This window comes from Alkalihalobacillus sp. MEB130 (genome assembly GCF_032335535.1).
Taxonomy (GTDB): Bacteria; Bacillota; Bacilli; order Bacillales; family Bacillaceae_D; genus Halalkalibacter.
The window spans coordinates 15,653-40,564 of sequence record NZ_JAOANA010000015.1 but is presented as its reverse complement, the minus strand read 5'-3'; the positions used below and the strand labels follow the sequence as shown (position 1 = coordinate 40,564).

Below are 24,912 nucleotides of genomic sequence, written 5' to 3'. Positions count from 1 at the left end.
CAGTTGCTAGTCCTCTATTATATGTAAAACAGGTAAGCGAATTGTAAAAATGGTTAGACTGGGACCAAGCTATATGAATAGACGATAGTGTTTTTAATTAGATTCTGGGGAAAATAGCTATAGATAAACATAAAAAGTGGTGATAAACGTGCCAAGGAAAATTGTGAATTTAACGAGTCCAGAGATGGAGGAAAAGATAAACTCTGAATTAAAGGCCTTGTCTTTTACAAAGAATTTCAGGTCCGCAACAGCAGAAGAATGGTTTGTGTTTCTTAGCAACTACAAAGATCCTAAAACAGGAGGAGCAGCAGGAAAGGTGATTATTCATTATGATCTACAAGGTAATCACGACATTTACATTCATACAACGATTATCTTTGATGACCCAAAGCTCTTTAAAGGAGAGTTAGATCCACTTGTATATGCTATATCTGATGAATTAGTCAATCGTCTCGTTGGATATGCCAATACACTTCTATCTGTTCATGCAGGTGAAAACTCATATGAAGCTGAATATGTTCGGTAGTAAAAGTTTTTTTCTTTTGCATCATTAATAGAATGTTGTCATTTGTACTTATTAAAAAGGGAGAGGTAGATTGTTATAAGCCAGCTTAGCTTCTGTACACTAAAACATGAAACATACAAGTATGGAATTAGAAAGTCTATAAGAGATCTTCCTTTACTCTCTAATATCGGTGTGCCAAAGTGGGTCTTTCAACCAACAAGTTCGGAAAAATGTTATCCCAGTTTTCTGTTCTGAGCAATTCATATACGATTAAGGGATTTATATTATATTGATAGGCGATTTTTTCCAGTGAAATTCCCCACTCTTTTTTGAACTCTCCATTACTATTTATCAAAAAGCTGTTATGAAACACAGCAAATCCATCATAACGAAAGATTAGGCTGTACTTTCAAGGTTGTGACCATGAAGACGTTAGTTTTTCTTTCTATTAGCCCAATTCCCCCTAAAATCCTTCTATACTCTCAGAGTGAAGTAGTCCTTATTATCAGCATAAGAAAACAATTCAAATTGTGAAAGGAAATATGGATAAATTTGAAAAAAGTAGTTGAATTTTTTATTATATGAGAATATACTACATTACATCAGTAATGCACTATATTAGTAGGGGGTGTTGTAGCAGAATGATTCATCATGACGGATCTAAGCCTATTTATGTGCAAATATCTGATTGGATAGAAACAGAGATATTACGCGGGAATTTTGAACCTGATCAAAAAGTGTATTCGCAATATCAATTGGCAGAAATGTTTAATATTAATCCTGCAACGGCAGCTAAAGGGTTAAATGTTTTAGCAAATGAAATGATTTTATATAAAAAAAGAGGTCTCGGTTTATTTGTTGCTAGCGACGCAAGAGAGAGGATAGTAAATCGTAGGAAAAATGAAACTTTAAAACAATTAGTCGTCAACGTAGTCATGGAAGCCAAATACTTGCAGGTGAGTGAAACCGTGTTAGTAGAAATGATTCATAACGTATATAACGAAATAAAGGAGGATGGATCGTGAGTGTTATTGACTGTATTAATGTAACAAAAAGGTACGGAAGAGAAACTGCCTTAGAAAACCTCACTTTTTCGATTGAAAAAAATAAAATTACTGGAATCATTGGTAGAAATGGAGCAGGAAAAACGACGACGTTAAAAATTTTAGCTGGCTATATACAAGAGAGCTCTGGAGATGTAAAAGTGTTTTCAGAGCACCCATTTAATAGTTTAATGGTTTCAGCAAATACCATTTTTGTAGATGATCAAATGAATTTGCCATCTTCTTTAAATCTAGCTGAAATTTTAAATAACGCAGAGATGTTTTATGAAAACTGGGACTGCGAACTCGCAGAACGACTTTTTTCGTATTTCTCATTTCATCCGAAACAAACACATGATCAATTATCAAAAGGCAAGAAAAGCACGTTTAATATGATAATAGGATTAGCATCACGATGTGCGTTAACCATATTTGACGAACCAACAACGGGAATGGACGCGGCTGTAAGAAGTGATTTTTACCGTGCGTTACTGAAGGATTATTTAGCACATCCACGTACCATTCTTTTGTCGAGTCACCACTTAAATGAAATTGAAGAATTGCTAGAAGATATCCTGTTATTAAAAGATGGTCAAGTTTATTTGCACATGTCCTTAATGGAATTGAAAGAGCTAGCTGTTGGCTTAACAGGAAAAAAAGACGAAATTCAAAAATGGATTTCTAATAAAGAAGTATATTATGAGAGTCGTGTAGGGATAAACGATAACTACGTTGTTGTGGAAAATACATTTACTAAAGAAGAATTAGCGAAACTAACCGCTACAGGAATAACGATTTCACAAGTAGCATCAAACGACCTATGTGTTTATTTGACAAATACATCTAAGGGAGGGATTGATGATGTCTTTAAATAATGTAACGCTGGCAACTGCAACCAAAAAATTATATAAATATAAATTAAAAGCCAATATAGGTCTATTGAATTCGCTCGTTTTTTTACAACTTATTGCTGTTCTTTTTTCGTTAAATGGAGTCGGACAAATGGGGACGGGAGGAAACGGTTTTTCAATCAATGTTTATTATTACTCGTCTACGTTAGTCATTGCGTTCACGATGTTGTGGGCATTTATTCACTCTATTTTTCTTACAACGAAAACGTTTCGTTATGATGATTTTACGTTTGTTAGTAATCGAATAGCTAGCAATCTATCAAATATGGTTTTTCTTGCAACCGCTAGTTTGATTGCAGCGCTCTTCGCTATGTTTACAAGTCCACTTCTAAAAGTCATTGCCTATTTTCTATTAGATCATGAAGTTCTTTTAGAAACTGGGATATTTTATTCACCAACGGAATTATTGCTAGGTTTCGCTGCGACGACTTTATACATTTTTCTTTTTAGTGCGCTAGGTTATTTTGTTGGTACACTTATTCAGTTAAGTAAATTGTTTGGGATTCTTCTTCCTGTCATTTTCTTTGGTACACTCTTTGTTGAAGCTAGAGCGGGGCAAAGCAATCTACTCATTACTATGGGAACGTTTATTTTTACAGAGTCGTCCTTTTTACTATTTATCATAAAAGTTGTGTGCCTTAGTAGTTTACTATTTGGCAGTTCACTCTTTTTATCAAACAAATTGGAGGTAAAACAATGATGTTATTAGCTACTTTTCTTCCAATTATTATCGTCATAGGTTTGATAGTAATATTTTCAATGAAACAATCAAGAACAAAAAGAAAATTCCCTATTTCAGGAGCAAAAACAAGAAGTTTGTTAATTGGATATAGTGTATTTTTACTTGTAGTACTTGTCTTTTCTTTTTTTATTCCAGTAGAATCTACGTCTAATAATTACATCATTAGTCAAGAAGAACTTGATAAGAAGCATCAGGATTTCTATGATGCCGCTCATCAAGGAAGCCTGGATACGTTTGATTCTGCTCATGTAGCTGAAAAATGGACATTTAGTGTGGAAGATGATGCCCTTTATCTAGAAACAAGAAATACGGATTATTTAGGGGTGTCTGTCTTTGCCCAGAGAAAAGAAGAAAGTGATGGAGAAGTAGAAATTGCTTATTATACAACAAGGCCTATGGTTGAAGGTTTTGATATTACACATCTAATTAATCCAACAGTAATTAAACAAGAAGGTAATACGTTATTCCTTCAACAAGGAGAAGACGTGAATGTACATGTCACAAAGTTTGCAAAAGATTTTACAATAACTCAGTTTGTTGGTAAAGATACAGGGTTAATGAACCATGAATATACGTCAGTACAAGTAGGACCGTCTATTTTATTTTTACGAATTCCAAACGATTTAAAGCTAGTTGATCGATCTGATCTATATATTCAGTTTGTAGGCAGTGGGAACTAAATCGAACTATTAGAGTGAAAGAGAAGGCGCAAATCCTAAAAAATTTGCGCCTTCTAGTTTGTAATATTAGTTTCTCTCTTCTAGAACCATACGTAATCCATGTTTCGGTCTTAATGTAATAAGAGGTTGAGGCTTCACTCGATGATGATTGGGCGCGAGCTTCCAACGGAAGCGTTGCGCAATACACGCTAAGACGAGGACAGATTCCATCATGGCAAAATGGTTACCAATACAAACTCGAGGGCCTCCGCCAAAAGGAAAATAAGCGTATGTGGGAATGGTCTTGACGAAATTGTTCTCGAAGCGTTCTGGTTTAAAGGTATCTGGTTCATCAAAATATTGATCGTTTCGATGCATAGCGTATTGACTCATAATAACCATGTCACCTTTTTTTAAAGAATACGTTCCTATTCTTACATCTTTTATCACTTGGCGACCGATAAGGTAGGCAGGTGGATAGAGGCGAAGGGATTCTGAAATGATATTTTGTGTATAAGACAAATCTTTAAAATGTTTGGGTTCAACTGGATTGTTCCCAATTACTCTATCGATTTCGTCACTCAATTTCTCTGCAATACCAGGGTTTTCTGCTAACAAATACATGGTCCAAGTTAGTGCATTAGCCGTTGTTTCATGTCCTGCTAAAAAAATGGTCATTAGCTCATCTTTTAATTGGTCGTCTGTCATTCCTAGCCCATCACGTTCATCACGAGCTTGTAGTAATACACCGAGAAGATCTTCGTACGTACGATCGTCCTGCCTTCTATTATTGATAATGGAGGCAATTACTTCATTAAGAGAATGAATTGATTGTTTATACTTCTTATTTGCCTTTGTTGGAACCCATAAAGGAAGTGGAGAAATCGATCTCATCCTCTTTATCGCTAACCTCATATAGGTTTCCATTGGTTCGCCAATTTTAGAGACACCTTCATCAAAATCCATACTAAACATCGTTTTGCTAATAATTCCGAGAGTAATATTCATCATCTCATCGGACATATTATACTCTTTCTTATCTTCCCACTTTTCAATATAATCACTTGTTGTTTTAATCATATCATTAGCATAACGATTGATGTGTGAATGTCGAAAAGAAGGTTGAATCAGACGTCTCTGCCTTAGATGGACGTCTTTCTCACTGGTAAGTAATCCTTCTCCAACAACATCTTTTAAAATTTGTAAGTCTTGCGATTTTCTAAAATTGGTCTGTTTGGTAACGAGTATTTTTTTAATTAAGTTAGGGTTTGACACCACATATACTCGCGTAAATGGGCCAAAACGTATTTGTGCCATATCCTTATATTCACGAGAGAGCATGGTAAGAAAGGTCAGTGGATCTTTTTGGAAATCTGTTAGATGGCCGGTTAACCATTTTCCACTCGGGACTTTTATTCTGTTTCTACTTTGTTCAGTCACTAGTCTTTACCTCCTAAAAAACTGAGCTACGTTTTAGTGTATGCCTGCTCCATATTTTGGCTTGTACGCTAGCGGAATTAGAAAAGGGCACCGAGATAGCTGGAAAAATAGACGAAGCTGCAAACCACATGTAGAGATCATGAATATAAAAATAATAGCTATGAATACGAAAGACGTAGAACAAAGGAGAGTTGAAATGGGTAAAAAGAAAAAAAGAAAAGAGATAAAGATTGATTATTATGAACTAGCAAAACTACTAGGATATAAATCAGAAAGGAAAGTAAATAAGGCAATTCATCATTTGTTAGAGGACGGTAAAATGATAAATCTGTTAAAATGTGGGGCGAAAATTCATGGGAAATGGGTAAAAGATTTACGAGAGTATATGAATCTCTTAACGGTTTATTTAAATATCCCTACAAAAGATGACGTAGCAAATGTAGGGAAATTAGCGAAACAGATTGAGGAAAAACTTGATAGTCTAGAGGAACGAATCACACCATTACCGTATGTTGAAAAGAAAAAAAGTTGTAAGAAACGATTGACGAAGGAAGAGATAAGAGAAAGGTTATTAAAGAACTTAATCAATTCGATTAATCAACAAAATTTTAAAAAATAAGGAATTATGAGAAAGGAGGAGGTGTAAAAATTGAAAAGAAAACAAAAAAAGAAAGAGAACAGATGGAGTGGAATTCAATCTCTTTTGACCGACCCTCAGCCGAAAAGAGGGCAAACACCGAAAAAAGAGGTTTGGAAAATAAATAAAGCTACTTTATGGTACTACCCATCTCCACATAAAAAGTATAATACACCTCTATTTTTAATTTATTCCCTTATTAATGAATCTTATATTCTTGATTTGTCACCGGGAATAAGCATGATTGAATCATATGTAAAAGAAGGCTACGACGTATATTTACTTGATTTTGGAAAATTAGGGTATGAAGATGGTGATGTCTCGCTTGATGATTATATTAGTATCATCCAAAAAGGAGTCAAAAGAGCTTTAATTCATGCAGACAGTAAAGATATTAGCTTGGTTGGATATTGTCTTGGTGGAACATTGGCTGTAATCTATGCAGCAATAGCGCAAGAACCTGTGAAAAACCTGATTCTTTTTGCACCTCCGATTAATTTTAGTGAAACTCCGATTATGAAAAAATGGTTTGCCTCCTTGAAGAATAAAGAGATAAACATAGAAGACTTATTTGACCAGCATACAGTTGTTCCAGCAAGAATGGTGGAGTTAGTGTTACGCTTAGCAATATCACCAGTAACGTTCAGCTCCTATTTGTCGCTGCTTCATCATGCAAATGACCGAGAAGCGGTAAAAAAGTGGAGGTTGTTTCATCGCTGGGTAAAAAGTCATGTCCCTTTCGCTGGAGTCACATTAAAACAATTAATAAATGAGGTTGTTCGAGATAATAAACTCATAAATAATAAGTTGGTGATTAAAGGTGAACCAGTGTTGTTATCGAATATTGAAGCGAATGCATTAGTTATCTCAACAGAGGGAGATCAACTCGTACCAGAAATCTTAACATTGCCTTTACTTGAGCAATTAGGGAGTCTAGATAAAACGTATAAACGCGAAAAAGGTGGGCATGTGACACTAGCTATGACGGGAAAAATACCAAAATTTCTACAAACATGGTTAGCAGCAAGGTCAGAATTAGTTGAAAAGTAATCAGACGTACTATTAGTGGGAGCATGCCTTAGTACGTCTTTTTTCATTCCTTATAATAAGTATCCTCCTTTAAACTTACGAAATTCATAAGAAATAATAAAGCAGAAGAGTTCCTGCTCTTCAATCATGCTTATTAATTTTTGTTCCATGCTTCGTATCCGAGTTCTAAAAAAACCAGAAAGTACCAGACATGTCAGAAACATGATCGTAAATACTAATATTAGATAAAAGCTGTCACTTTTATCCTGAAAAAATAATCTAGGGGGATCTGGTTATGAGTAAAAAAAATCCACAAGGACAATTTGATGAAGTAGAGTATTCAGAAGAATTAGCTGACGCTGAGGATAAAGAAGCGATGGAGAGAATGGAGCAAGCTGATAAGCGAGCACAGCAAAAAGGCAATACTAAGAAATAATAAGACATGAGGCTACTGATAAAGACTTTGCTTTATTCAGAAGCCTCATTTTTTTGTTTTTTTGAAAGGTATATAAGATATTGACTCTATCCTATATATTTTTGATCACAGATCCATTATAGTTGAAAGTGACTATTTTCAGAATGAGGTTTTTTATCTTATGGGACGCACTATGAAGAAGTTTGATGAAACAGCTCAACAAGTACTTAATTTAATGAAAGAAACAATATCAGCAAGAACCTTCTTTGCTGCATCTACTCAAGATGAAAGTTGAAAAATAGTTAATTTTATAAAACATAAGATCACTTCTCATTGTTTGTAAAAATTGATGGGAAGTTTTCCTTATGTCTAAAAAACGGAGGGTACCAAATGATAGATGTAACCATACCAGCCCAAAAGCAATTAGTTGCTTACAACAATAGAGACATTGAGTCTTTTATGAATTGCTACGCAGAGAATTGTATTGTTGAAGATGGGGCCGGACAGATCCTTATGAAAAATGCAGAAGAAATGCGTAAAAGATATACAGATCTATTTCAAACAAGCCCCAATTTACATTGTCAGTTAGTGTCTCGAACAGTTGTCGGTCAATATGTTTTAGATGAAGAAAAAGTAACTGGTTCTAGAGGAAGGGAAGAAGTAAATCATGTTGTTGCTGTTTATCGAGTAGTAAACGGTATCATTCAACATGTTCGATTTTTGCGATAGAAGCGTGATTTCTTTACATGAATTCTTTAACTGCGACATACATAATAAGTAGGACAACTTTACATATATCCATTACTGACTAGAAAGAATGTTAGATTATCTAACTGCGTTACATTGAATGACTCATTTCAACTTTAGGGGGAGAACGGATGAGGCATATCTTTAAATTGATCGTATGGTGTATGATTCTACTATTATCAGGTTATTTATTTGAAGTAGCGAACTCGTGGCAACAGTCAGAAAGCTTTCCAACTTCACCAGTCAAGCATGTTTTATCGATTTTCATACCAGTGAAGGTTTTGTTTTTATTCGGTTTCTTACTTGGAACGAAATATTTAATTCTCCAACACAGAATTTATGGAAAGTGGCATTTACATTATTCTAAATTTATTTGGGTAGGTCTCTTTCCTGTTCTCTTATTATTACTTGTAGAAACATTTTATAAGCAATTAAGTATGTTTACTAACCTTGATAGGATTGATAGTTATACAATGTCTATCCTAATCTTCATTTTGTGTGGATATACCTTATCGAAGAGTTTGTACAAAGTGAGTGATAGAAAATGGATGCACGAAAACAAATAGATTCTTTTATTTGTTACAAAGAAGTGTTTCAATTGACTGTAATTGAAGCACTTCTTATATGCTATGACCAGATGATTAGTTTTTATTTAATTCCCACTTAATCATATTATCTACTGTCTTTACTCTCGACATATTCAGTTTTTCTAGAACTTTAATCGAAGGCCCATTATCGACAAGGCACTCAGCTACAACTTTTTTAACTTGTTCCCACGTAAATGCCCATTTGAGGAGTTCGTTTACTGCTTCGGTTGCGTATCCTTGATTTTGGGCAGTCGGCATAATGCCATACCCCACTTCAACAGATTGTTCCTTATCTGCCTTTCCTTTGAATCCTATATCACCAACAATGGTATTTGAATCTTTATGAATGACAAACCAAACACCCCAGCCTAATAAGCTTGAATCTTCCTTAAGCTCTTCTACATACGCTTGAGTATGAGGACCTATTTCATATGACTGGTCTTGAGCTAGCGCAATAGACTCGCTCGTACAAGGAATTAACAGTAGTCTATCTGTTTGTAATAGCATTCTCGTTCTCCTTTTTGGTTCAATTTGTCTAAGCAATACTCCAACTCTAAAAGCGGTGCTTCATTACAAACTCTATTTTATTCACAAAACCAAATATGTCCAGTTTTATTTTTAAACTAAAGTTGAATTCATTTACAATTGTAATTATGGAGAAAATAAGCTAGGGTAAAAAGGAATTTATTTTTTGGAGGTTGTTACTGTGTCAGAGCTCAAATTTGAGATTATAGAAACAGTTGCTGTATTGTCAGAAGGGTCAAAAGGCTGGAACAAGGAATTGAATCTTATTAGTTGGAACGGACGTGCCCCTAAATATGATATCCGAGATTGGGCCCCGGATCATTCGAAAATGGGAAAGGGAGTAACATTATCAGAGGAAGAGATTACGATCCTTGTTGAAGCGGTAAGCAAACGCAGATAACTATATGTATATTGTGATGTTGAAAAGTGTCTCCCTTTTGAGGCACTTTTTTCATATTATTTTGCCTAAATAGAGAAAGAAACGTAAATAAATTTTTAAAAGTGAGAAAAAGCACAGTTTAAAATGCTCTATAAAACTATAATAAGTGTATCCAGAAAAATCTAATTGAATTTTTGTTGATATCACTTGTATAATAATGATCGGCAATCATGCAACAATATGCTAAATCGGAAGAGATGATAATTATGATGACAAAAGAATTAGTGAACATGAAAGAGTTATTGAGAGATGAAGTGAAGCAGGATTACTACGTTGTTTGGGAACAGGTTGAAATTTGTTCTGATGAAACGGAATCAATCTTAACGGAAGAATTTTTAAAAGTAATGTTTGAGCAAAATAATAATAGTTCATTAGTGCCACTTTACTCATATTTGATTGAGAAGCCAGGGGCTATTGAAGAAACTTTAAATAAAATTAGAAAAGAATGCAAACACATCTTTAAAGAAACATGTCATGCATCCTAATTAGCCGTCTGTACCCCGTATTTCCTCTACGGGGTTTTTATGTACAAAATTACACTATACCCACTTTTTTATACCATTTTATCTTTGAGATTGCTAAAAATAACGCTAGTTTTCAGACGATTTCCACTATATAATAAATGAAAACTAATGCTTTTTTACTATATGGAGAAGATGAGATGGCGCAAGAATTAATGATTTATATGATAGTAGGAATATGCGGAGGAATATTAAGTCTATTTTTATGCGTGTATGCCATTGTTAAAATCAAGTATGCCCCAGGTGGATTTTATTTTATATTAGCTACATTTATGATTGCGATCTTTACTTTCTCCTACACACTCGAAATGACAAGTACGACAATAGAACAAGTGAAATTTTGGTTACGTATAGAGTACATCGCTTTGCCTTTTTTGCCTGTCTTTATTTTATGCATGTGTATGGAATATGTGGGTTATAAGATGAAACGATGGATGTACGGTTTACTTTACGGAATTCCAATATTGACTCTTACAACACATTATACAAATGATTTTCATTCGCTTTACTATACAGCAATGGAGCTGAGTAAAGATGGTCCGTTTCCTGTAATTGTGCTTGAAGGAGGTCCTTTTTTTCATATTCATTCTATTTTTCTTTATGTATGTATTATCCTAAGTGTTGGGATTCTTTTAATGCAATTAAGAAAAGTGACGAGTCGTTTTCGCTTACAGTTGCTAATGATGATTACAGGTTTGATCATTCCGGTTATTGGAAGTGTCTTCTATTTGACTGGATTAAGTCCTTATGGATTAGATCTTGGACCACTTTCTATGAGTATCTCGTTATTGTTTCATGCAGCTGCTCTTGTCTCCTTTCAAATGTTCAATGTTGCTCCTATTGCAAGAGATAGTGTTTTTGAAAGTTTAACAGAAGGTGTCATTGTTCTTAATCTTAATCATGTGATTGTTGACTATAATAATGCTGTTTTGTCTGTAATTCCAGAAGTACGTTCGCGCGCAGTTGGGAAGTCTATCTTTGATTTAGTAAACAATGATCACCTTACGGATATTATACGTCAGAAGCAAGAAAGTGATTATAACCTTCTTATACATGGAAAAGTGAAACATTTTCATATTCGTTTTTCACCTGTGCAAAGTAAAAAGGGTGATTACATAGGAACGATCATGACCTTAGTTGATGTAACGGAGCGTGTTCAAATGCAAGAGGAACTTCAGAAGTTAGCGAACATTGATGGCTTAACTCAAGTGTTTAATAGAAGATTCTTTTTGCAAGCGAGTGAAACATCTGTAAGTTTGCTTAGTGAAGAAGAGGTCATATCCTTAATCATGTTTGACATAGATCATTTTAAAAAGGTAAATGATACATACGGGCATGCTGCGGGTGATACTGTGTTAACCTTTGTTGTTAATATTACCAAAGAGTTCATTCGTCCTACAGATATATTTGGCCGATACGGGGGAGAGGAATTTGTAGTGTGTTTGCCAAAAACATCAGAGAAAGAGGCCATGGTAATTGCTCAAGCTATTCGCTTGAAAATTGAAGAAAGCTTTATTTTTGCGAATGAAAATAAAATTAATGTAACCTCTAGTTTTGGAGTTTCTTCCAAAAAGAAAACGAAAATAGAGGGGACAAAGATGATCAACGAACTTCTACTAGAAGCTGATGAAGCGTTGTATCAGTCCAAAAAGAATGGTAGAAACTGCGTTGAGTTCTATCAATCTATCATAGCTGTTTGAAAACCACAAATGATTGTGGTTTTTTATTATTCTAGAAAGTAAACAAAAAAGGGGCTTAGAAAATATTGCTTGACGAAACAAATTCACTATTATAAAGTTAATTACATAAAGTAAGTAAATGAATAAAAGCTAGTTATGACTTTAAATACAAACAACGGAGGATTATGATGACAACTTTTAAATTAGACAAAGTACACAGTGGGGTTGCATTCTCAGTAAAACATATGATGGTTTCGAAAGCAAAAGGGGAGTTCCAAAGCTTTGATGTGGAAGTCGAGGGGGATATAAACAACTTAGAAGGTCTGCAAGTAAAAGTAACGGTCGATCCATCATCTATTAATACAAACAATGAGGATCGTGATGGTCATTTACGTTCAGCCGATTTCTTTGATGCAGAAAAATTTCCAACAATAACGATTCAAAGTCAATCAATTAAGAAACTTTCAGATGATGAATATGAGATGACGGCATTAGTAAAGATAAAAGATGTGGAAAAAACAGAAAAATTCCAAGTTGAATTCAACGGAACATCGAAAAATCCAATGGATGGAAGTATGGTTACAGGCTTCGATGTGGAAGGGAAAATTAATAGAGAAGCATATGGCTTAACATGGAACGCTGCGTTAGAAACTGGAGGCGTCTTAGTGGGCAAAGACGTTAAGTTACAAGGGAACTTCGAGTTCGTAATCGAATAATAGAAATGAAAAAGTACAGCGATTTGGAGCTGTACTTTTTGTCTTTATTTAAAGCTTTACATTTGTAACAGACATGACTAAAATAATAAGGTTGAAAGGAGTTGCGTAACATTAGACAATACATGATTTATACAAGCATTTTCTTTTTATCGTTATTACTCATCAGTAGCTTAATTGGCTGGTATCTCGGATATAGGATTGTAAATGTAGCTTTTATTATAGGAGCCATTGCTTTATTGATTTCTACAAGCGGACTTTCAACGGAAGCGCATTTGGCAATGAAGACGTTAGGAAGTCATGTTCCAAAAGAAGGAAGCAAATTACTTACATTTAACCCTTTATTGCTTAGTTCGTTGCTCCTTCTAGTAATTAGTTTTCTTTACGCCCTAATTACTTAACCTGAGCAGGGAAATATAAATGGCATGTTCGACATGATGAGAAAGCTACTTCTATAGAATAAAAAAAAAGACCCCTGTGTAGGAGTCTTTTTTTATTACTTTTGAACGTTAGCAGCTTGTGGTCCACGAGCGCCTTGTTCGATTTCGAATGATACAGTTTGACCTTCTTCTAAAGATTTGAAACCTTCACCTTGGATAGCTGAGAAGTGTACGAAAACATCGTCACTACCTTCAACTTCGATGAATCCGAAACCTTTTTCTGCATTAAACCATTTTACTGTACCTTGTGTCATAATATTGCCTCCATTGTGGATTATCCACTAAATATTACTATCCTTGCTCATACATAATCCATCAAGAGAAAACCACTATGAAGAAAGTCTTAATCTTATTAGTTTATCCGAACAAAAATAATTAATCTAATTGTATCATTGATTGTATTTGTATGCAATACTCTTCTGTCTTGATCAAAAGTCGTTTACGATTGAATGGAACGCATTTCTTCTTCAAAGAAAAAAGTACTTGGATGTTCTAAACAAGTATAGGAATAGCGTTTCATATTCGGAACGTAAGAAAATTTATTAATCGTAATAATTTCTCCAGTTGATTTCAAAATTACTTTTTCGTTTGTTTGAAATTTATTTTTGCTTTTCATTAATACCCAACTTTCATATTAGTAATCAGTTTTTCCTATTCAGTGGTTATGACGAGCTACTTAATTTATATATTATCTCATACTTCTTAATCTTATGTTGAAGTTTTCAATATTTCTCAAAAAAAACATAAACTTAGCTATCTGTAGTAATAAATGGATAAATAGGTTATACTTAGTAATAAGAATAAATTCTTTGGTCTTCTAATGTTGAAACTCACTAACAGAAGGTGAGACCAATCACGAAAGGATGACCAATATGACTATAACAATTTATCAAGCAAAAGCTGGCGACGGAATTAAGAAAACAGGGGTAAAAAGAACGGATTCTTTTTTTAATACACCTCAAGAAGCTATTGTTGAAGCTTTAGCACTTAAGAAAAGAATGGATACACAATATAACAATGAAATAGAATGGGATTATAATGGGAAGGTTACTGGTTCCTATAAGAAAATGAATTTTTTGAGAGGTTACTTACGGGGAGACAAACATACGAATCCATTTTATTTACAAATTGTATCTTTAGATTCAAAAGAAAAGGCTACTGAACATTCTTTTAGTAAGGATGAAAAGTTACAGCCAAAAGAAAAAAAAGTTTTTAATAAGGTTTTACAGTTGTTTAAGTCGACCATTAAATAGAAGAGGTTGTCTCTAATCATGATCTGACTCCAAAATGAGCAAAGCTTTCTGAAGTATAAGCTCATGGTTTAGCACGTAGTAGCGATTGATGTGTGCTAAAGAGTAAAATCTTGATTAAAGAGACAATCTCTTTTTTATTTTTAAGAAAATAATTATAAAACCGACTTGACAGATATGAATTGACAGAATAATATAATGATAAGAATAAAACATGGTAAACATAAAGAAAATAAATCGTTAAAGCTGATTGGATGACCGAAGGCTTATACTTATTTTAGTATGAGCCTTCTTTTTTTATATAAAACATACTAAACTTATGGGATTTATTTGCTGATGAAGGATAGGAGATGGGTAAGATGAACTTTGAGATTATATTTGTAATTGCGGTAGTACTAGCGATGCTTATCTGTCTAATGAAGGAAGTAGCACGACCAGATTTTATTTTGTTTTGTGCGCTTGCAACCTTGTTATTATCAGGGGTATTGTCTCCAGCAGATGCTTTGAAAGGATTCTCGAACGAAGGAATGCTAACTGTCGCATTATTATTTATTGTAGCTGGTGCGATTAAGCAGAGTGGAATCCTAAACCACTTAGTTCAAAAAGCTCTTGGTTCAGGTAAGGGTCCAAAACGTTCTTTGATACAAATGATGCTGCCGGTTTCCGGATTATCAGCTTTTCTAAATAATACACCAATGGTAGTGATGTTTACGCCAGTTGTACGTAAATGGTGTAAGGATCGAAATATATCACCTTCAAAATTTTTATTGCCACTATCTTACGCAACTATATTTGGAGGTACTTGGACTTTGATTGGGACTTCAACCAATTTAGTCATTCACGGATTTATGTTAGAAAAAGGAATGAGTGGCTTTTCGATGTTCCAATTAGCGATTGTAAGTATACCAGCTAGTATTATTGGAATTATATACATGGTAACGATTGGATATAAACTTTTGCCAGATAGGAAAACTTCTGAAGAAACATTTGAAGAAAGTTCAAAGGAGTATTTGTCAGAGGCTACAGTAGAACCTCAATCTCCGTTAATTGGTAAAACGATCGAAGAAGCAGGTTTACGAAATTTAAAAGGTCTATATTTAATTGAGGTGATTAGTAATGGAAGTCGCACTGCACCTGTCCCTTCCTATAAGAAGATTAGAGAAGGCGATCGTTTAATCTTTACTGGACTATTTTCAACTATTGTTGAATTGCAAAATATACGTGGGTTAAAGGTGGAAACAGGCATTAACCTTCGTTTAGAGGATCTTCAAAATGGGAGTGCGTCATTGGTAGAGGCAGTTGTTTCTCATCAATCTTCCTTAATCCAAAAAACAGTGAAAGAATCAAAATTTCGTAGTAAATATGATGCAGGGGTTGTGGCTGTTCATCGAAATGACGAACGAATCAACAACAAAGTCGGGGAAATTAAATTAAAACCTGGAGATACGTTACTTTTATTAGCGAACAGAGATTTCCTTAATCGATATTCTAGTTCTAGCGACTTTTACTTACTTTCTCCAATTGAGGAGCCAGAAATCATTGATTCAAAGAAGTCTTATGTTGCTATTATTACGTTAATTTTGATGATTTCACTAGCAGCATTTGAAATTTTACCGATGTTTAAAGCGGCTGTTCTAGCTGTATTAACACTGTTTTTGACCAAAACCGTATCGTTTGAAGGGGCGAGAAAGTTTATACAATTTGATGTCTTGATTGTTATAGCTTGTGCCATTGGTATAGGATTGGCACTTGAGACGTCAGGAGCAGCTGCATTTATTGCCAATCATTTTGTTGAGATAACAAAAGGATTTGGAATCATTGGAGCAGTATTCGTTGTCTATTTTTTAACTAGTTTCTTTACTGAAATTATTACGAATAACGCAGCTGCAGTTCTAATGTTTCCTATATCTCTTCATATTGCTAATCAACTGAGCGTGGACCCAATGGCATTTTTTGTAACAATTGCTATTGCAGCTTCGGCCAGTTTTGCTACACCAATTGGTTATCAAACGAACTTAATTGTTTATGGACCAGGAGGATATCGGTTCTCTGATTATTTAAAAGTAGGAATTCCCCTTAACATCCTGTATCTAATTGTTACGGTAAGTATTGTTTATATAGTATGGTTGTAAACAAAGAAGAGGACACACAACGGGGGCCGAAGTTTCTGCTGTGGGATCCTCTTCTTTTTTAAGTTTTCGATAACGATATTATGTAAACAAAAAAACGGTTTGATATATTCATTGTTTTGCGATATTTGTCGAAAAGAGAAGAAAAAGGTAGACCGTGTTTCTTTTTTTCAGTAAAATTAATTTGATCTAAGCAAAAAGGGGAGTTTTTTATGCAGCAAACCAAACAACCTACAATGCTGTTTATAATAACGATGGTTGTTGCAATTCTATTTATCTTATTATTTATTTTTAGAATTAGTGGTTTACTTTTTCAATCAGAACAGGCGACTGCAAATGATGATACAGTAAAAGTAACCATTCTAACTTCAGATCAAGTTATTGATCAAAGTTGGGGGAGTTTGGCTTACAAGGGCCAACTAAAAATTGAGGAATTGTTCCCAGTAGAGGTAACTCTATACAGCGAACTAGAAACGGATGATTCTATTACTCAATCTGTTATTGAATCAATAGAAAATGAAGCAAAAGTTATTATAGGTCACGGAAGAGAATTTTCAGATATTTTCACAGCATTCGCCCCGCGATATGCTGATATTCAGTTCGTTACGTTACACGGAACGACCGAACATAACAATCAAACAGTCTATACATTTAATCAAGGAGAAATCGAATATATAGCTGGAATAGCAGCAGCTTTGAAAACGACTTCGAACAAAGTGGGGCTAATCGATGCGTTTGAAGCAAGAGACAGAAAACCACAATTTGAAAATGCTTTAAAGGAATATTTACCAGATTCTTCATTTTATTATAAAGTGGTCAATAGTCGAGAGGATGGAAAGCGAGCTGTTCAATTAGTAAAAGAACTAATTGAAGAGGGAGTAGATGTGATTTATTCAAGAGGAAATGCGTATAATCGTGATGTAATTGAGTATGCAAAAAATCACGATATTTATGTAATAGGCTATTTGGATGACCAGTCCTATATTGCTGAAGATTTAATATTAACGAGTGTAATGAACGATGTGTCTCAAGCGTATGTCTCGATGATGAAAGATTACTTTTCATCAGACGGAATGCCATCTGGGACAGTAATGTTAACAGAAAAAGATAAGGTCTATAAACTAGCTCCATTTGGACCAATGTTTACAGAGAAAGAAAAACAATATATTCAAACAGAGAAGGAAAAGATTCTTCAAAATCAGTTTTATTAAAAACATAAATAGGAGGACTAATGAGACAGTATTTAAAACATATAAGTTTTCGAAGCAAAATTTTAACAGTCCTCCTATTAACAACGCTTCTTTTAAGTAGTTTTTCATTTGTTCTTATTCAATCCATAGAGCAAATTAACAAAGGACTGAATGAGATTAATAAACATCATATTCCAGAGTTAGTTTGGATATCTCACTGGGAAGATGAATTACATACGAAGCATTACACAGTAAAACAGTTTGTAGTAAACGATTTATGCTGTGAGTTAGTTGAATCGTATAACTCAATCTCAAGGGAGTATGTAGACACATTATTAGTAAACTATGACGCAATTCCAGCTGCTCTTGAACCATTAAAATCGGAAATTGATTTACTTGATTTTAAAATCGAGAATGAGATTCAAGGGTTACTTACGTTCGGTGACAAAGAGGCTGTAGTCAATTTTATTGAAAGTCAATACTTTCCACATCATGCTGACATTAATTATGCTTTAAAAGAAGCTAAAGAAACCGCTCTAGAGTCGCTAACAGACCAATCTGAAAACTTTTCATCAATCATTCATAAGTCTCTTTATCTGTTGCTCTTTTTAACAGTTGGATCCATTGTTATTTCGTTTGTAGCAGCGTATAGAATTAGTGGCAATGTGACAAAACCGTTAGAGCAAATGGTTCAAAAAGTGGACAGGATTGCTAGTGGTCAATATGGCTTAACCGTTCAATCCAATGATCAAGTGGAACTTCAACAATTAACGTCTTCTATTAACAAGATGTCGACGAGGTTAAAAGATTCTTTTCACACCATTCTCATGGATAAAATATATAGAGAGCAAATCTTAAATTCATTACCTGTGGGGATTATTACGATTGATGAACAATCAAATGAGATGTCATATAATCATGCGGCAAACTTCCTACTTAAAGATGAAACACCAATACACGCCCCAAAAAACTCCATGTTTTGGAATGTGTTACATTCAAAAGAGATTATTCAGAACATAAAAGTTACTTTTCACTCCTCTAAGGGGGAACATGCATTGTTGGTTTCTCAATCGGAGTTAAAAGACCAACATGAGGTTATGATCGGTAGAATATTTTATTTTGTTGATATAACTGAAACAGAGAAATTAGAAAAAAGAATGCATCAATCTGAGAAATTAGCTTTAATTGGCGAATTGGCTGCAGGAGCTGCTCATGAAATTCGCAACCCATTAGCAGTCATTGATGGTTTTCTTTCTATAATGAATCAATCATTATCTGAATTAGAGATTCAAAAGTATCAGGTCCCCCTACTATTAAAGGAACTTGATCGAATAAATTCAATCGTAGAGGAAATGTTGCTACTAACAAAACCAAGTGCTCCATTATTAAATTCTATACGGTTGGAAGATGTAATAAACGAAATTCTTCCTTTAATTGAACGATCAGTCACGAGTGAAGAGGTTGATTTTTCGATTGAATTACACGCGAATTCGTTATTACTTGACGCAAAACAAATGAAACAAGTTTTTCATAATTTGATTAGAAATAGTATTGAAGCTATGTCCTATAAAGGGACAGTATCAATCTATTCTCGTCTTACAAAAGATGAGTATCATATTTTTGTAGAAGATAATGGTTCTGGAATACCAGAAAATTTGCAGGAAAGTATTTTTGATCCTTTTTTAACATCGAAAGAAGAAGGAACTGGATTAGGTTTGACGATTGTACAAAAAATCATAGAAAATCACCATGGGAAGATTAAGTTGCTATCATCAACGGAGAGTGGAACGATTTTTAAGATTACTTTGCCATTAAACTAAAGGATAGTGCTCAAAGCACTATCCTTTTCGTTATGAAAGAGATAGTTGAACAGGAAAAATAAAAGAGTATAGTGGATTATTAAGATTACTTTTTAGTAGGAGAAAATAATGCGTAAATCCTTTGCAGGAAAATATGGCGAAAATGAAGAAGAAGCAATTATCAACGTTTTTCAGACCAAAAGTTTCGCGGTTTTAAGGAGAACATAAATGAACAATAATGGAAATCGATCAGAATTAAAAACGTTTGCGATTCAAACTAGGCGTGAGCTCATTTACGATGTGTCGTTACGAGCTGAATTATTTGGCATAGAAAAGAATAGTCGTCTGCAAATTGAAAAGAAAAATGGCCAATTTATAATGAATGGATTGGTTTATCCAAAGAACATGGAATCCGCTTTTTTCTCTCTTCAGGAAAAATTTGATCATAATGGCTTTGATCAACTAATAGAGGAAGTAGCTTATACGTGGTTTAACCGAATGGTAGCCATTCGCTATATGGAAGTAAATCATTACATTCCAGACCGAAATCAAACAATGTCTGGTTTGTCAGAATCGAAGTTAACTTCATTTGTCTCTTCACTTGCTGCAATGAATGTCGAAATAGATGAGGAATCAATCTTATTGAATTATCGTAAGGGAGAAGATCAACTTGTTAATAGGGAGCTTTTCCTCGCACAATGTCAATTACTGCACACAATATTGCCTGCATCTTTCGCTAGAATTGAAGACTATACACAATTATTGATGCCAGACCTATTGTTAAACCCACAGTCAACTGTCTATCAATTTCTACGAAAGAAAAGCTTAACAGAAAGTTTCAGTGAGGTAGAAGTAATTGGTTGGATGTATCAGTTTTATAATAGTGAACCAAAAGATCAGGTGTTTGCTAACTTAAAGAAAAACCAAAAAATGGATAAAAACGAAATACCTGCTGCAACACAACTTTTTACACCCAAATGGATCGTAAAATACATGACTGAGAATTCATTAGGAAAGCTTTGGATAGAAGGTAACCCTTCAACATCACTTAAACAAACTATGCACTACTTTATCGATTCAAGTGAAACTAACGAGAAGCATAGCGTGCAAAGAGAGGGAGTAAATGTAGAAGAGATTACTTTTCTTGATCCTTGTGTCGGTTCAGGTCATATACTTGTTTATGCATTTGATCTTTTTTATGACATGTATATGGAAGCTGGTTATGAACAAGAGCGGATTCCTCAACTTATTTTAGAAAAGAATTTATATGGTATCGATATTGATGACCGTGCTGCACAGTTAGCAACGTTTGCTTTGCTTATGAAAGCAAGTCAAAAATCACGATTTTTATTACAGGAACCTTTGAAAATCAACGTTATATCCATTCAGGAGTCAAATGAGGTAGACATTGAAGGAATTGTTAGATTGCTTGCTCACGATGAATATGAAGCTTCTGAGTTAAATCAATTTTTATCATCTTTTGTAGATGCGAAACAATTTGGATCCATTTTACAGCCAGATCCTATTAACTTGCAAAAATACATTGATCGAATTCACAAATCTCAGCATCTTGAAATTACACTTGAAAATTATCAAGTATTTCAGCAATTAGAAGAAGTTCTTCAATTGTTACAACAGGGAGAATTGTTAGCTAATACATACGATGTAACCGTTACGAATCCACCTTACATAGGAATAAGAGGATTAAACCAAGCAACAAGTGATTATATAAAAACAAGTTTTCCTTATAGCAAATATGATTTGTCCGCCGTTTTTATGGAGAGAGCATTTCATTTTACGAAAGAAGATGGATTCTTTTCATTAATCAATCAGCAATCGTGGATGTTTTTATCAAGTTATGAAAAATTGCGGTTACAACTTTTTCGTGAGAGCACCATTTTGTCGATGCTTCACTTAGGTGCTCATGCTTTTGAAGACATAAGTGGGGAAATCGTGCAAAGTACGGCGTTTGTTTGTAGTCGATTACACAAAAAAGATTATATGTCTATTTATTATCGATTAGTCGATTATAAACAATCAAAATTAAAAAAAGAGGCTTTTCTAGCAGGTGAAAATAAGTATTCTTGTAAGAAAGAACGGTTTTCCATTATTCCAGAATCACCGGTAGTGTATTGGCTAACAGAAACTATGTCAAATGTGTTTATTAAAGGAACCCCATTAAAAGAGATTGCCGAACCAAGACAAGGTCTTGCTACGGCTGATAATGAGCGGTTTCATAGATATTGGTATGAGGTACGATTTTCTGATATTGGATTTTCACATAGTCGAGCATCTGCTGAAGCAAGTGAGAAAAAATGGTTTCCTTTAAATAAGGGCGGTCCTCTGCGGAAATGGTATGGAAATAATTACAAGGTTGTAAATTGGCAGCATGATGGTAAAGAGATACGAGATGACAAACTTCATAAGCTATCAATTGGTAAATGTTTGAAAAGTAATTCCAAGCCCAAAAATGTTCCATATTACTTTCGTGAGGGAATTACTTGGTCTTTAATAAGTTCAAGTAAATTCGGTGTTCGATGTTATCCTGAGGGAATGATTTTTGATGTTGGTTCACACGCCTTTTTTTGTGAGCAAGAGGATTATTATTTTTTTGCTAGTTTTTTGAATTCGAAAGTGGCAAGTACTCTTTTGCAAACGTTAAATCCAACAATTAATTATAGTTCCGGAGTTATTGCGAAGCTTCCCGTTATTCGTGCTAGTCAAAATGATCAAATCAACAAGTTAGCTCGAATGAATGTGGATTTAGCTAAACATGATTGGGATTCGGAAGAAACGTCATGGAACTTTCTACGACATCCATTTCGTACTTTTTTAGGTGAGAAACACTTGTCTGCGATTTACGAAAAATGGAAAGAAAAGAAAGAGTTTGTTCATCAAACAGTAAAAACAAATGAAGAAGAACTCAATCGTATTTTTATTAATCTCTATGGTTTGCAAGAAGAATTAACAGCAGACGTGCAAGAAAAAGATATTACGATAACGATTCCAGATAGAATGCGCGAAACGAAATTATTTCTTTCTTATTTTATAGGCTGTTTATTAGGGCGATATAGTCTAGATATGGATGGAATCGTGTTTGCTGGGGATGATTGGGACGCTTCAAACTATGTAACATTTTCACCTACACGTTTAGGTGTAGTTCAGTTGGAAAGTGACGACCTTCTTTTTCGTTTACGTGAATTTTTGAAAATTTGTTTTGATGAAACGACTGTTGAGGATAATTTGTTATGGTTAGCTCAATCGTTAAAAATGAAGAGGGAAGAGTCTGTTACGGAACGTTTGAAGCGATATTTCTCTGATGAATTTTACAAAGATCATGTAAAACTTTATCAAAAGCGACCTATTTATTGGTTAATCGAATCAGGAATTGAAAAAGGATTTCGTGGGCTAGTTTATATGCACAGAATGCAAATGAATACGATGGACCATATTAAATCAACGGTCGTAGCAGGTATGCATCAGTACGTAAGTGAATTGCTACAGCTTGATACTATGTGTGACAACAGCAGCTCTAAACGACAGATTGAAGCGTATCTGAGAAGAAAGAAACAACTTGAGGCACGTGTGAAAGAAGTCAAAACGTTCCAAGAAGTATTGGAAAAAACCAATGTTCACAATTTAGATTTAGATGAAGGGATAGGCAAAAATTACGATAATTTTTCACATATATTAGCTAATATATAGGAAGGGACAACTATATGAGACATGTCATAAAAGCAAATGACGAAACTTTACACGGATCATTTAGTAAAGATTATCAACCCATTTTAACGGTTCAATCAGGTGATTCAATCCAATACTCAACAGTTGATATTGGATGGGGATATAACGATAAAAATGGCAATAGAAAGGAATATTCGTCTAGAGAACGAGAGGAGATGTGGGGACATCCAATTGTAGGTCCTGTTTCGATTGAACACGCAAAACCGGGTCATGTACTTGAAGTGAAAATTAATGATATTGTTCCAAGTTGGTATGGCTGGAATTGTGCAGCTGGAAAATCAAACTGGCACAATGATCAATTGCAATTATCAAATTCAGAGCAGATACGATTTGATTGGACAATTGATAATGACAAACAAATAGCAACAGCAAAAAGAGGGCACCGAGAGTTTTCTGTACCTATTCGCCCTTTTATGGGGGTACTGGCAACTGCTCCAAAAGAATCAGGTATTCACTCGACCATTCCCCCTCGTTATTGTGGTGGGAATATTGATTGTAAAGAGCTAACCAAAGGAAGCACATTGTATTTACCGATTTCTGTTCGAGGGGCTTTGTTTTCGATAGGTGATGGACATGCTGCACAAGGAGACGGAGAGGTGTCTGGTCAGGCTATTGAATGTCCTATGGACCTTGTTGACGTTACTCTTACTATTAGGGAGGATATGCAATTAGCTATGCCTTATGCCAACACTTCTTCCGCTTGGATAACCTTTGGTTTCGATGAAGATTTAAATAAGGCAACAATTGCTGCTTTAAATGGCATGATATCCGTCATTCAACATCGATACGCTGTAAGTAAATCAGAAGCAACAGCATTGGCAAGTGTTGTAGTTGATTTACGAATTACACAAATCGTAAACCAAGTTAAAGGGGTACATGCCATTTTGCCTCATGGGGCCTTAAGGTGACTTCCGACTGTAGATATTAGGTTATTATTTGTTAGGAAAAATTGTTGAAGTATGGATTGAAACAGGTCGCTTTTGATCAAACTAGAATGAGTGAAACATTTACATGATAATCCATTCAAAGAGGTGATCGTTCATGACATTAGATTGGTTTGATAGAGTATCTGCAGAGTTACAAGACGATCTTGAATCCATTTGTGAGAAATATGATCAAGTTGGTCATATGTCAATTGACAAAGGAGCCAAGCATCCACGCATTGAATTTTTTGTTGAGACAGAAGATCTGGATCGTGAATATTTTTGTACACTCTTTTTTGACCCCTTTAACAATGAATTTTATATTGAATCGTATGATTTAGATCTAGATCTAAGTTCAAGAACGATACTTGAAGATATTGAAGATATTATTGATGCGGTTCATGAAAGCTTCCATGATTTTATGAATGATGAAGACTATGAAGAAGCTTATGAATATGATTATGAAGATGAAGATGAAGTTTATCTTGATAGTGATGAAGAAGAATATGAATATGAAACGCTAGATGTGGACTGGGAAACTCCAGAAGTAACAGCTTACATTGATGAAGATGAAGATGTTGAGATTACTTACAAGTTTGGTGTGATTCCGGAGACTGGAGACGGAATTCTTCAGCGAACGAACCGAGTCAAAACATCCGATGATGAATTAATCAAAGATGAGTTTAATTTCATTTTCAGTAAGGATGAAGCAAGTACAATCATAGCGATGATCGCTAGTCACATGGATTCAATACAGAGTCTAGATATCGAGTAAGTTGAGAGAACTCCTATTATGGAAGTTACTTTTTAGTACTTCTATATGGGAGTTCTTTTTGGATTGATGA

General features: G+C 34.5%; 26 protein-coding genes. 22 read left to right on the top strand and 4 right to left on the bottom strand.

Annotation, left to right across the window (positions count from 1 at the left end):
* The first annotated feature begins 184 nt into the window (after positions 1 to 184).
* From N0O92_RS15350 to N0O92_RS15330, 5 genes are all read left to right on the top strand, one after another.
* Complete coding sequence (locus N0O92_RS15350; RefSeq protein WP_315615619.1) at positions 185 to 526, top strand: hypothetical protein; 342 nt, start codon at positions 185 to 187, stop codon at positions 524 to 526.
* Positions 527 to 1,146: 620 nt separating this feature from the next.
* On the top strand, positions 1,147 to 1,530 hold the full coding sequence (locus tag N0O92_RS15345; protein WP_315615541.1) for a GntR family transcriptional regulator: 384 nt from the start codon (positions 1,147 to 1,149) through the stop codon (positions 1,528 to 1,530).
* On the top strand, positions 1,527 to 2,423 hold the full coding sequence (locus N0O92_RS15340) for an ATP-binding cassette domain-containing protein (protein WP_315615540.1): 897 nt from the start codon (positions 1,527 to 1,529) through the stop codon (positions 2,421 to 2,423). The genes N0O92_RS15345 and N0O92_RS15340 overlap by 4 nt, the downstream gene beginning before the upstream one ends.
* Positions 2,407 to 3,159 (top strand): hypothetical protein, encoded by a 753-nt coding sequence (locus tag N0O92_RS15335; protein WP_315615539.1) that lies wholly within the window; start codon positions 2,407 to 2,409, stop codon positions 3,157 to 3,159. The genes N0O92_RS15340 and N0O92_RS15335 overlap by 17 nt, the downstream gene beginning before the upstream one ends.
* Positions 3,156 to 3,881, top strand: coding sequence for a hypothetical protein (locus N0O92_RS15330; protein ID WP_315615538.1), 726 nt, complete (start codon positions 3,156 to 3,158; stop codon positions 3,879 to 3,881). The genes N0O92_RS15335 and N0O92_RS15330 overlap by 4 nt, the downstream gene beginning before the upstream one ends.
* Positions 3,882 to 3,947: 66 nt before the next feature.
* Here N0O92_RS15330 and N0O92_RS15325 read toward each other — a convergent pair whose 3' ends face one another.
* Positions 3,948 to 5,300: a cytochrome P450 gene (locus tag N0O92_RS15325; protein ID WP_315615537.1), complete on the bottom strand. Its 1,353-nt coding sequence runs from the start codon at positions 5,298 to 5,300 to the stop codon at positions 3,948 to 3,950.
* A gap of 196 nt (positions 5,301 to 5,496) precedes the next feature.
* On the opposite strand from N0O92_RS15325, the gene N0O92_RS15320 reads away from it, so the two are divergent.
* The 5 genes from N0O92_RS15320 (at position 5,497) to N0O92_RS15300 (ending at position 8,694) form a co-directional block, all read left to right on the top strand.
* The gene (locus tag N0O92_RS15320) at positions 5,497 to 5,919 is read left to right on the top strand and encodes a hypothetical protein (RefSeq protein WP_315615536.1); all 423 of its coding nucleotides are present in this window, start codon (positions 5,497 to 5,499) and stop codon (positions 5,917 to 5,919) included.
* 30 nt (positions 5,920 to 5,949) lie between these two features.
* Positions 5,950 to 6,987, top strand: a complete 1,038-nt coding sequence (locus tag N0O92_RS15315) for an alpha/beta fold hydrolase (protein WP_315615535.1) — start codon at positions 5,950 to 5,952, stop codon at positions 6,985 to 6,987.
* 274 nt (positions 6,988 to 7,261) lie between these two features.
* Positions 7,262 to 7,402, top strand: a complete 141-nt coding sequence (locus tag N0O92_RS15310; protein WP_315615534.1) for a YfhD family protein — start codon at positions 7,262 to 7,264, stop codon at positions 7,400 to 7,402.
* A 369-nt stretch (positions 7,403 to 7,771) separates the two neighbouring features.
* Positions 7,772 to 8,110 carry a nuclear transport factor 2 family protein gene (locus N0O92_RS15305; RefSeq protein WP_315615533.1) on the top strand — a complete coding sequence of 113 codons (339 nt, stop codon included), beginning with the start codon at positions 7,772 to 7,774 and terminating at the stop codon, positions 8,108 to 8,110.
* Between the two features lie 149 nt (positions 8,111 to 8,259).
* A complete protein-coding gene (locus N0O92_RS15300; protein ID WP_315615532.1) occupies positions 8,260 to 8,694 on the top strand; it encodes a hypothetical protein in 435 nt (144 codons plus the stop codon).
* A 75-nt stretch (positions 8,695 to 8,769) separates the two neighbouring features.
* Here N0O92_RS15300 and N0O92_RS15295 read toward each other — a convergent pair whose 3' ends face one another.
* A complete protein-coding gene (locus tag N0O92_RS15295) occupies positions 8,770 to 9,222 on the bottom strand; it encodes a GNAT family N-acetyltransferase (protein ID WP_315615531.1) in 453 nt (150 codons plus the stop codon).
* A 199-nt stretch (positions 9,223 to 9,421) separates the two neighbouring features.
* Here N0O92_RS15295 and N0O92_RS15290 point away from each other — a divergent pair, with 199 nt between their 5' ends.
* From N0O92_RS15290 to N0O92_RS15270, 5 genes are all read left to right on the top strand, one after another.
* The gene (locus N0O92_RS15290) at positions 9,422 to 9,640 is read left to right on the top strand and encodes a YdbC family protein (protein ID WP_315615530.1); all 219 of its coding nucleotides are present in this window, start codon (positions 9,422 to 9,424) and stop codon (positions 9,638 to 9,640) included.
* A gap of 245 nt (positions 9,641 to 9,885) precedes the next feature.
* Entirely contained in the window at positions 9,886 to 10,164 is a 279-nt protein-coding gene (locus N0O92_RS15285; RefSeq protein WP_315615529.1) for a hypothetical protein, read from the top strand.
* 176 nt (positions 10,165 to 10,340) lie between these two features.
* Positions 10,341 to 11,900 carry a histidine kinase N-terminal 7TM domain-containing diguanylate cyclase gene (locus N0O92_RS15280; RefSeq protein WP_315615528.1) on the top strand — a complete coding sequence of 520 codons (1,560 nt, stop codon included), beginning with the start codon at positions 10,341 to 10,343 and terminating at the stop codon, positions 11,898 to 11,900.
* Between the two features lie 167 nt (positions 11,901 to 12,067).
* Positions 12,068 to 12,595 carry a YceI family protein gene (locus N0O92_RS15275; RefSeq protein ID WP_315615527.1) on the top strand — a complete coding sequence of 176 codons (528 nt, stop codon included), beginning with the start codon at positions 12,068 to 12,070 and terminating at the stop codon, positions 12,593 to 12,595.
* A 101-nt stretch (positions 12,596 to 12,696) separates the two neighbouring features.
* Positions 12,697 to 12,993, top strand: a complete 297-nt coding sequence (locus N0O92_RS15270) for a hypothetical protein (protein WP_315615526.1) — start codon at positions 12,697 to 12,699, stop codon at positions 12,991 to 12,993.
* Positions 12,994 to 13,088: 95 nt separating this feature from the next.
* Here N0O92_RS15270 and N0O92_RS15265 read toward each other — a convergent pair whose 3' ends face one another.
* Both N0O92_RS15265 and N0O92_RS15260 read right to left on the bottom strand, forming a co-directional pair.
* A complete protein-coding gene (locus tag N0O92_RS15265) occupies positions 13,089 to 13,286 on the bottom strand; it encodes a cold-shock protein (RefSeq protein WP_315615525.1) in 198 nt (65 codons plus the stop codon).
* Positions 13,287 to 13,471: 185 nt separating this feature from the next.
* Entirely contained in the window at positions 13,472 to 13,648 is a 177-nt protein-coding gene (locus N0O92_RS15260) for a hypothetical protein (RefSeq protein ID WP_315615524.1), read from the bottom strand.
* Between the two features lie 256 nt (positions 13,649 to 13,904).
* On the opposite strand from N0O92_RS15260, the gene N0O92_RS15255 reads away from it, so the two are divergent.
* The 7 genes from N0O92_RS15255 to N0O92_RS15225 all read left to right on the top strand — a co-directional run bounded on the left by N0O92_RS15255 (position 13,905) and on the right by N0O92_RS15225 (position 24,842).
* On the top strand, positions 13,905 to 14,285 hold the full coding sequence (locus N0O92_RS15255) for a hypothetical protein (RefSeq protein ID WP_315615523.1): 381 nt from the start codon (positions 13,905 to 13,907) through the stop codon (positions 14,283 to 14,285).
* Positions 14,286 to 14,641: 356 nt separating this feature from the next.
* Positions 14,642 to 16,414 carry an SLC13 family permease gene (locus N0O92_RS15250; protein WP_315615522.1) on the top strand — a complete coding sequence of 591 codons (1,773 nt, stop codon included), beginning with the start codon at positions 14,642 to 14,644 and terminating at the stop codon, positions 16,412 to 16,414.
* A gap of 209 nt (positions 16,415 to 16,623) precedes the next feature.
* Positions 16,624 to 17,622 carry a BMP family ABC transporter substrate-binding protein gene (locus N0O92_RS15245; protein ID WP_315615521.1) on the top strand — a complete coding sequence of 333 codons (999 nt, stop codon included), beginning with the start codon at positions 16,624 to 16,626 and terminating at the stop codon, positions 17,620 to 17,622.
* Positions 17,623 to 17,642: 20 nt separating this feature from the next.
* Positions 17,643 to 19,421, top strand: a complete 1,779-nt coding sequence (locus N0O92_RS15240; RefSeq protein WP_315615520.1) for a sensor histidine kinase — start codon at positions 17,643 to 17,645, stop codon at positions 19,419 to 19,421.
* A 207-nt stretch (positions 19,422 to 19,628) separates the two neighbouring features.
* Positions 19,629 to 23,105 (top strand): BREX-1 system adenine-specific DNA-methyltransferase PglX, encoded by a 3,477-nt coding sequence (pglX, locus tag N0O92_RS15235; RefSeq protein ID WP_315615519.1) that lies wholly within the window; start codon positions 19,629 to 19,631, stop codon positions 23,103 to 23,105.
* Positions 23,106 to 23,119: 14 nt separating this feature from the next.
* Entirely contained in the window at positions 23,120 to 24,052 is a 933-nt protein-coding gene (locus N0O92_RS15230) for an acetamidase/formamidase family protein (RefSeq protein ID WP_315615518.1), read from the top strand.
* Between the two features lie 133 nt (positions 24,053 to 24,185).
* Positions 24,186 to 24,842, top strand: coding sequence for a hypothetical protein (locus tag N0O92_RS15225; RefSeq protein WP_315615517.1), 657 nt, complete (start codon positions 24,186 to 24,188; stop codon positions 24,840 to 24,842).
* The last annotated feature ends 70 nt before the right edge of the window (positions 24,843 to 24,912 follow it).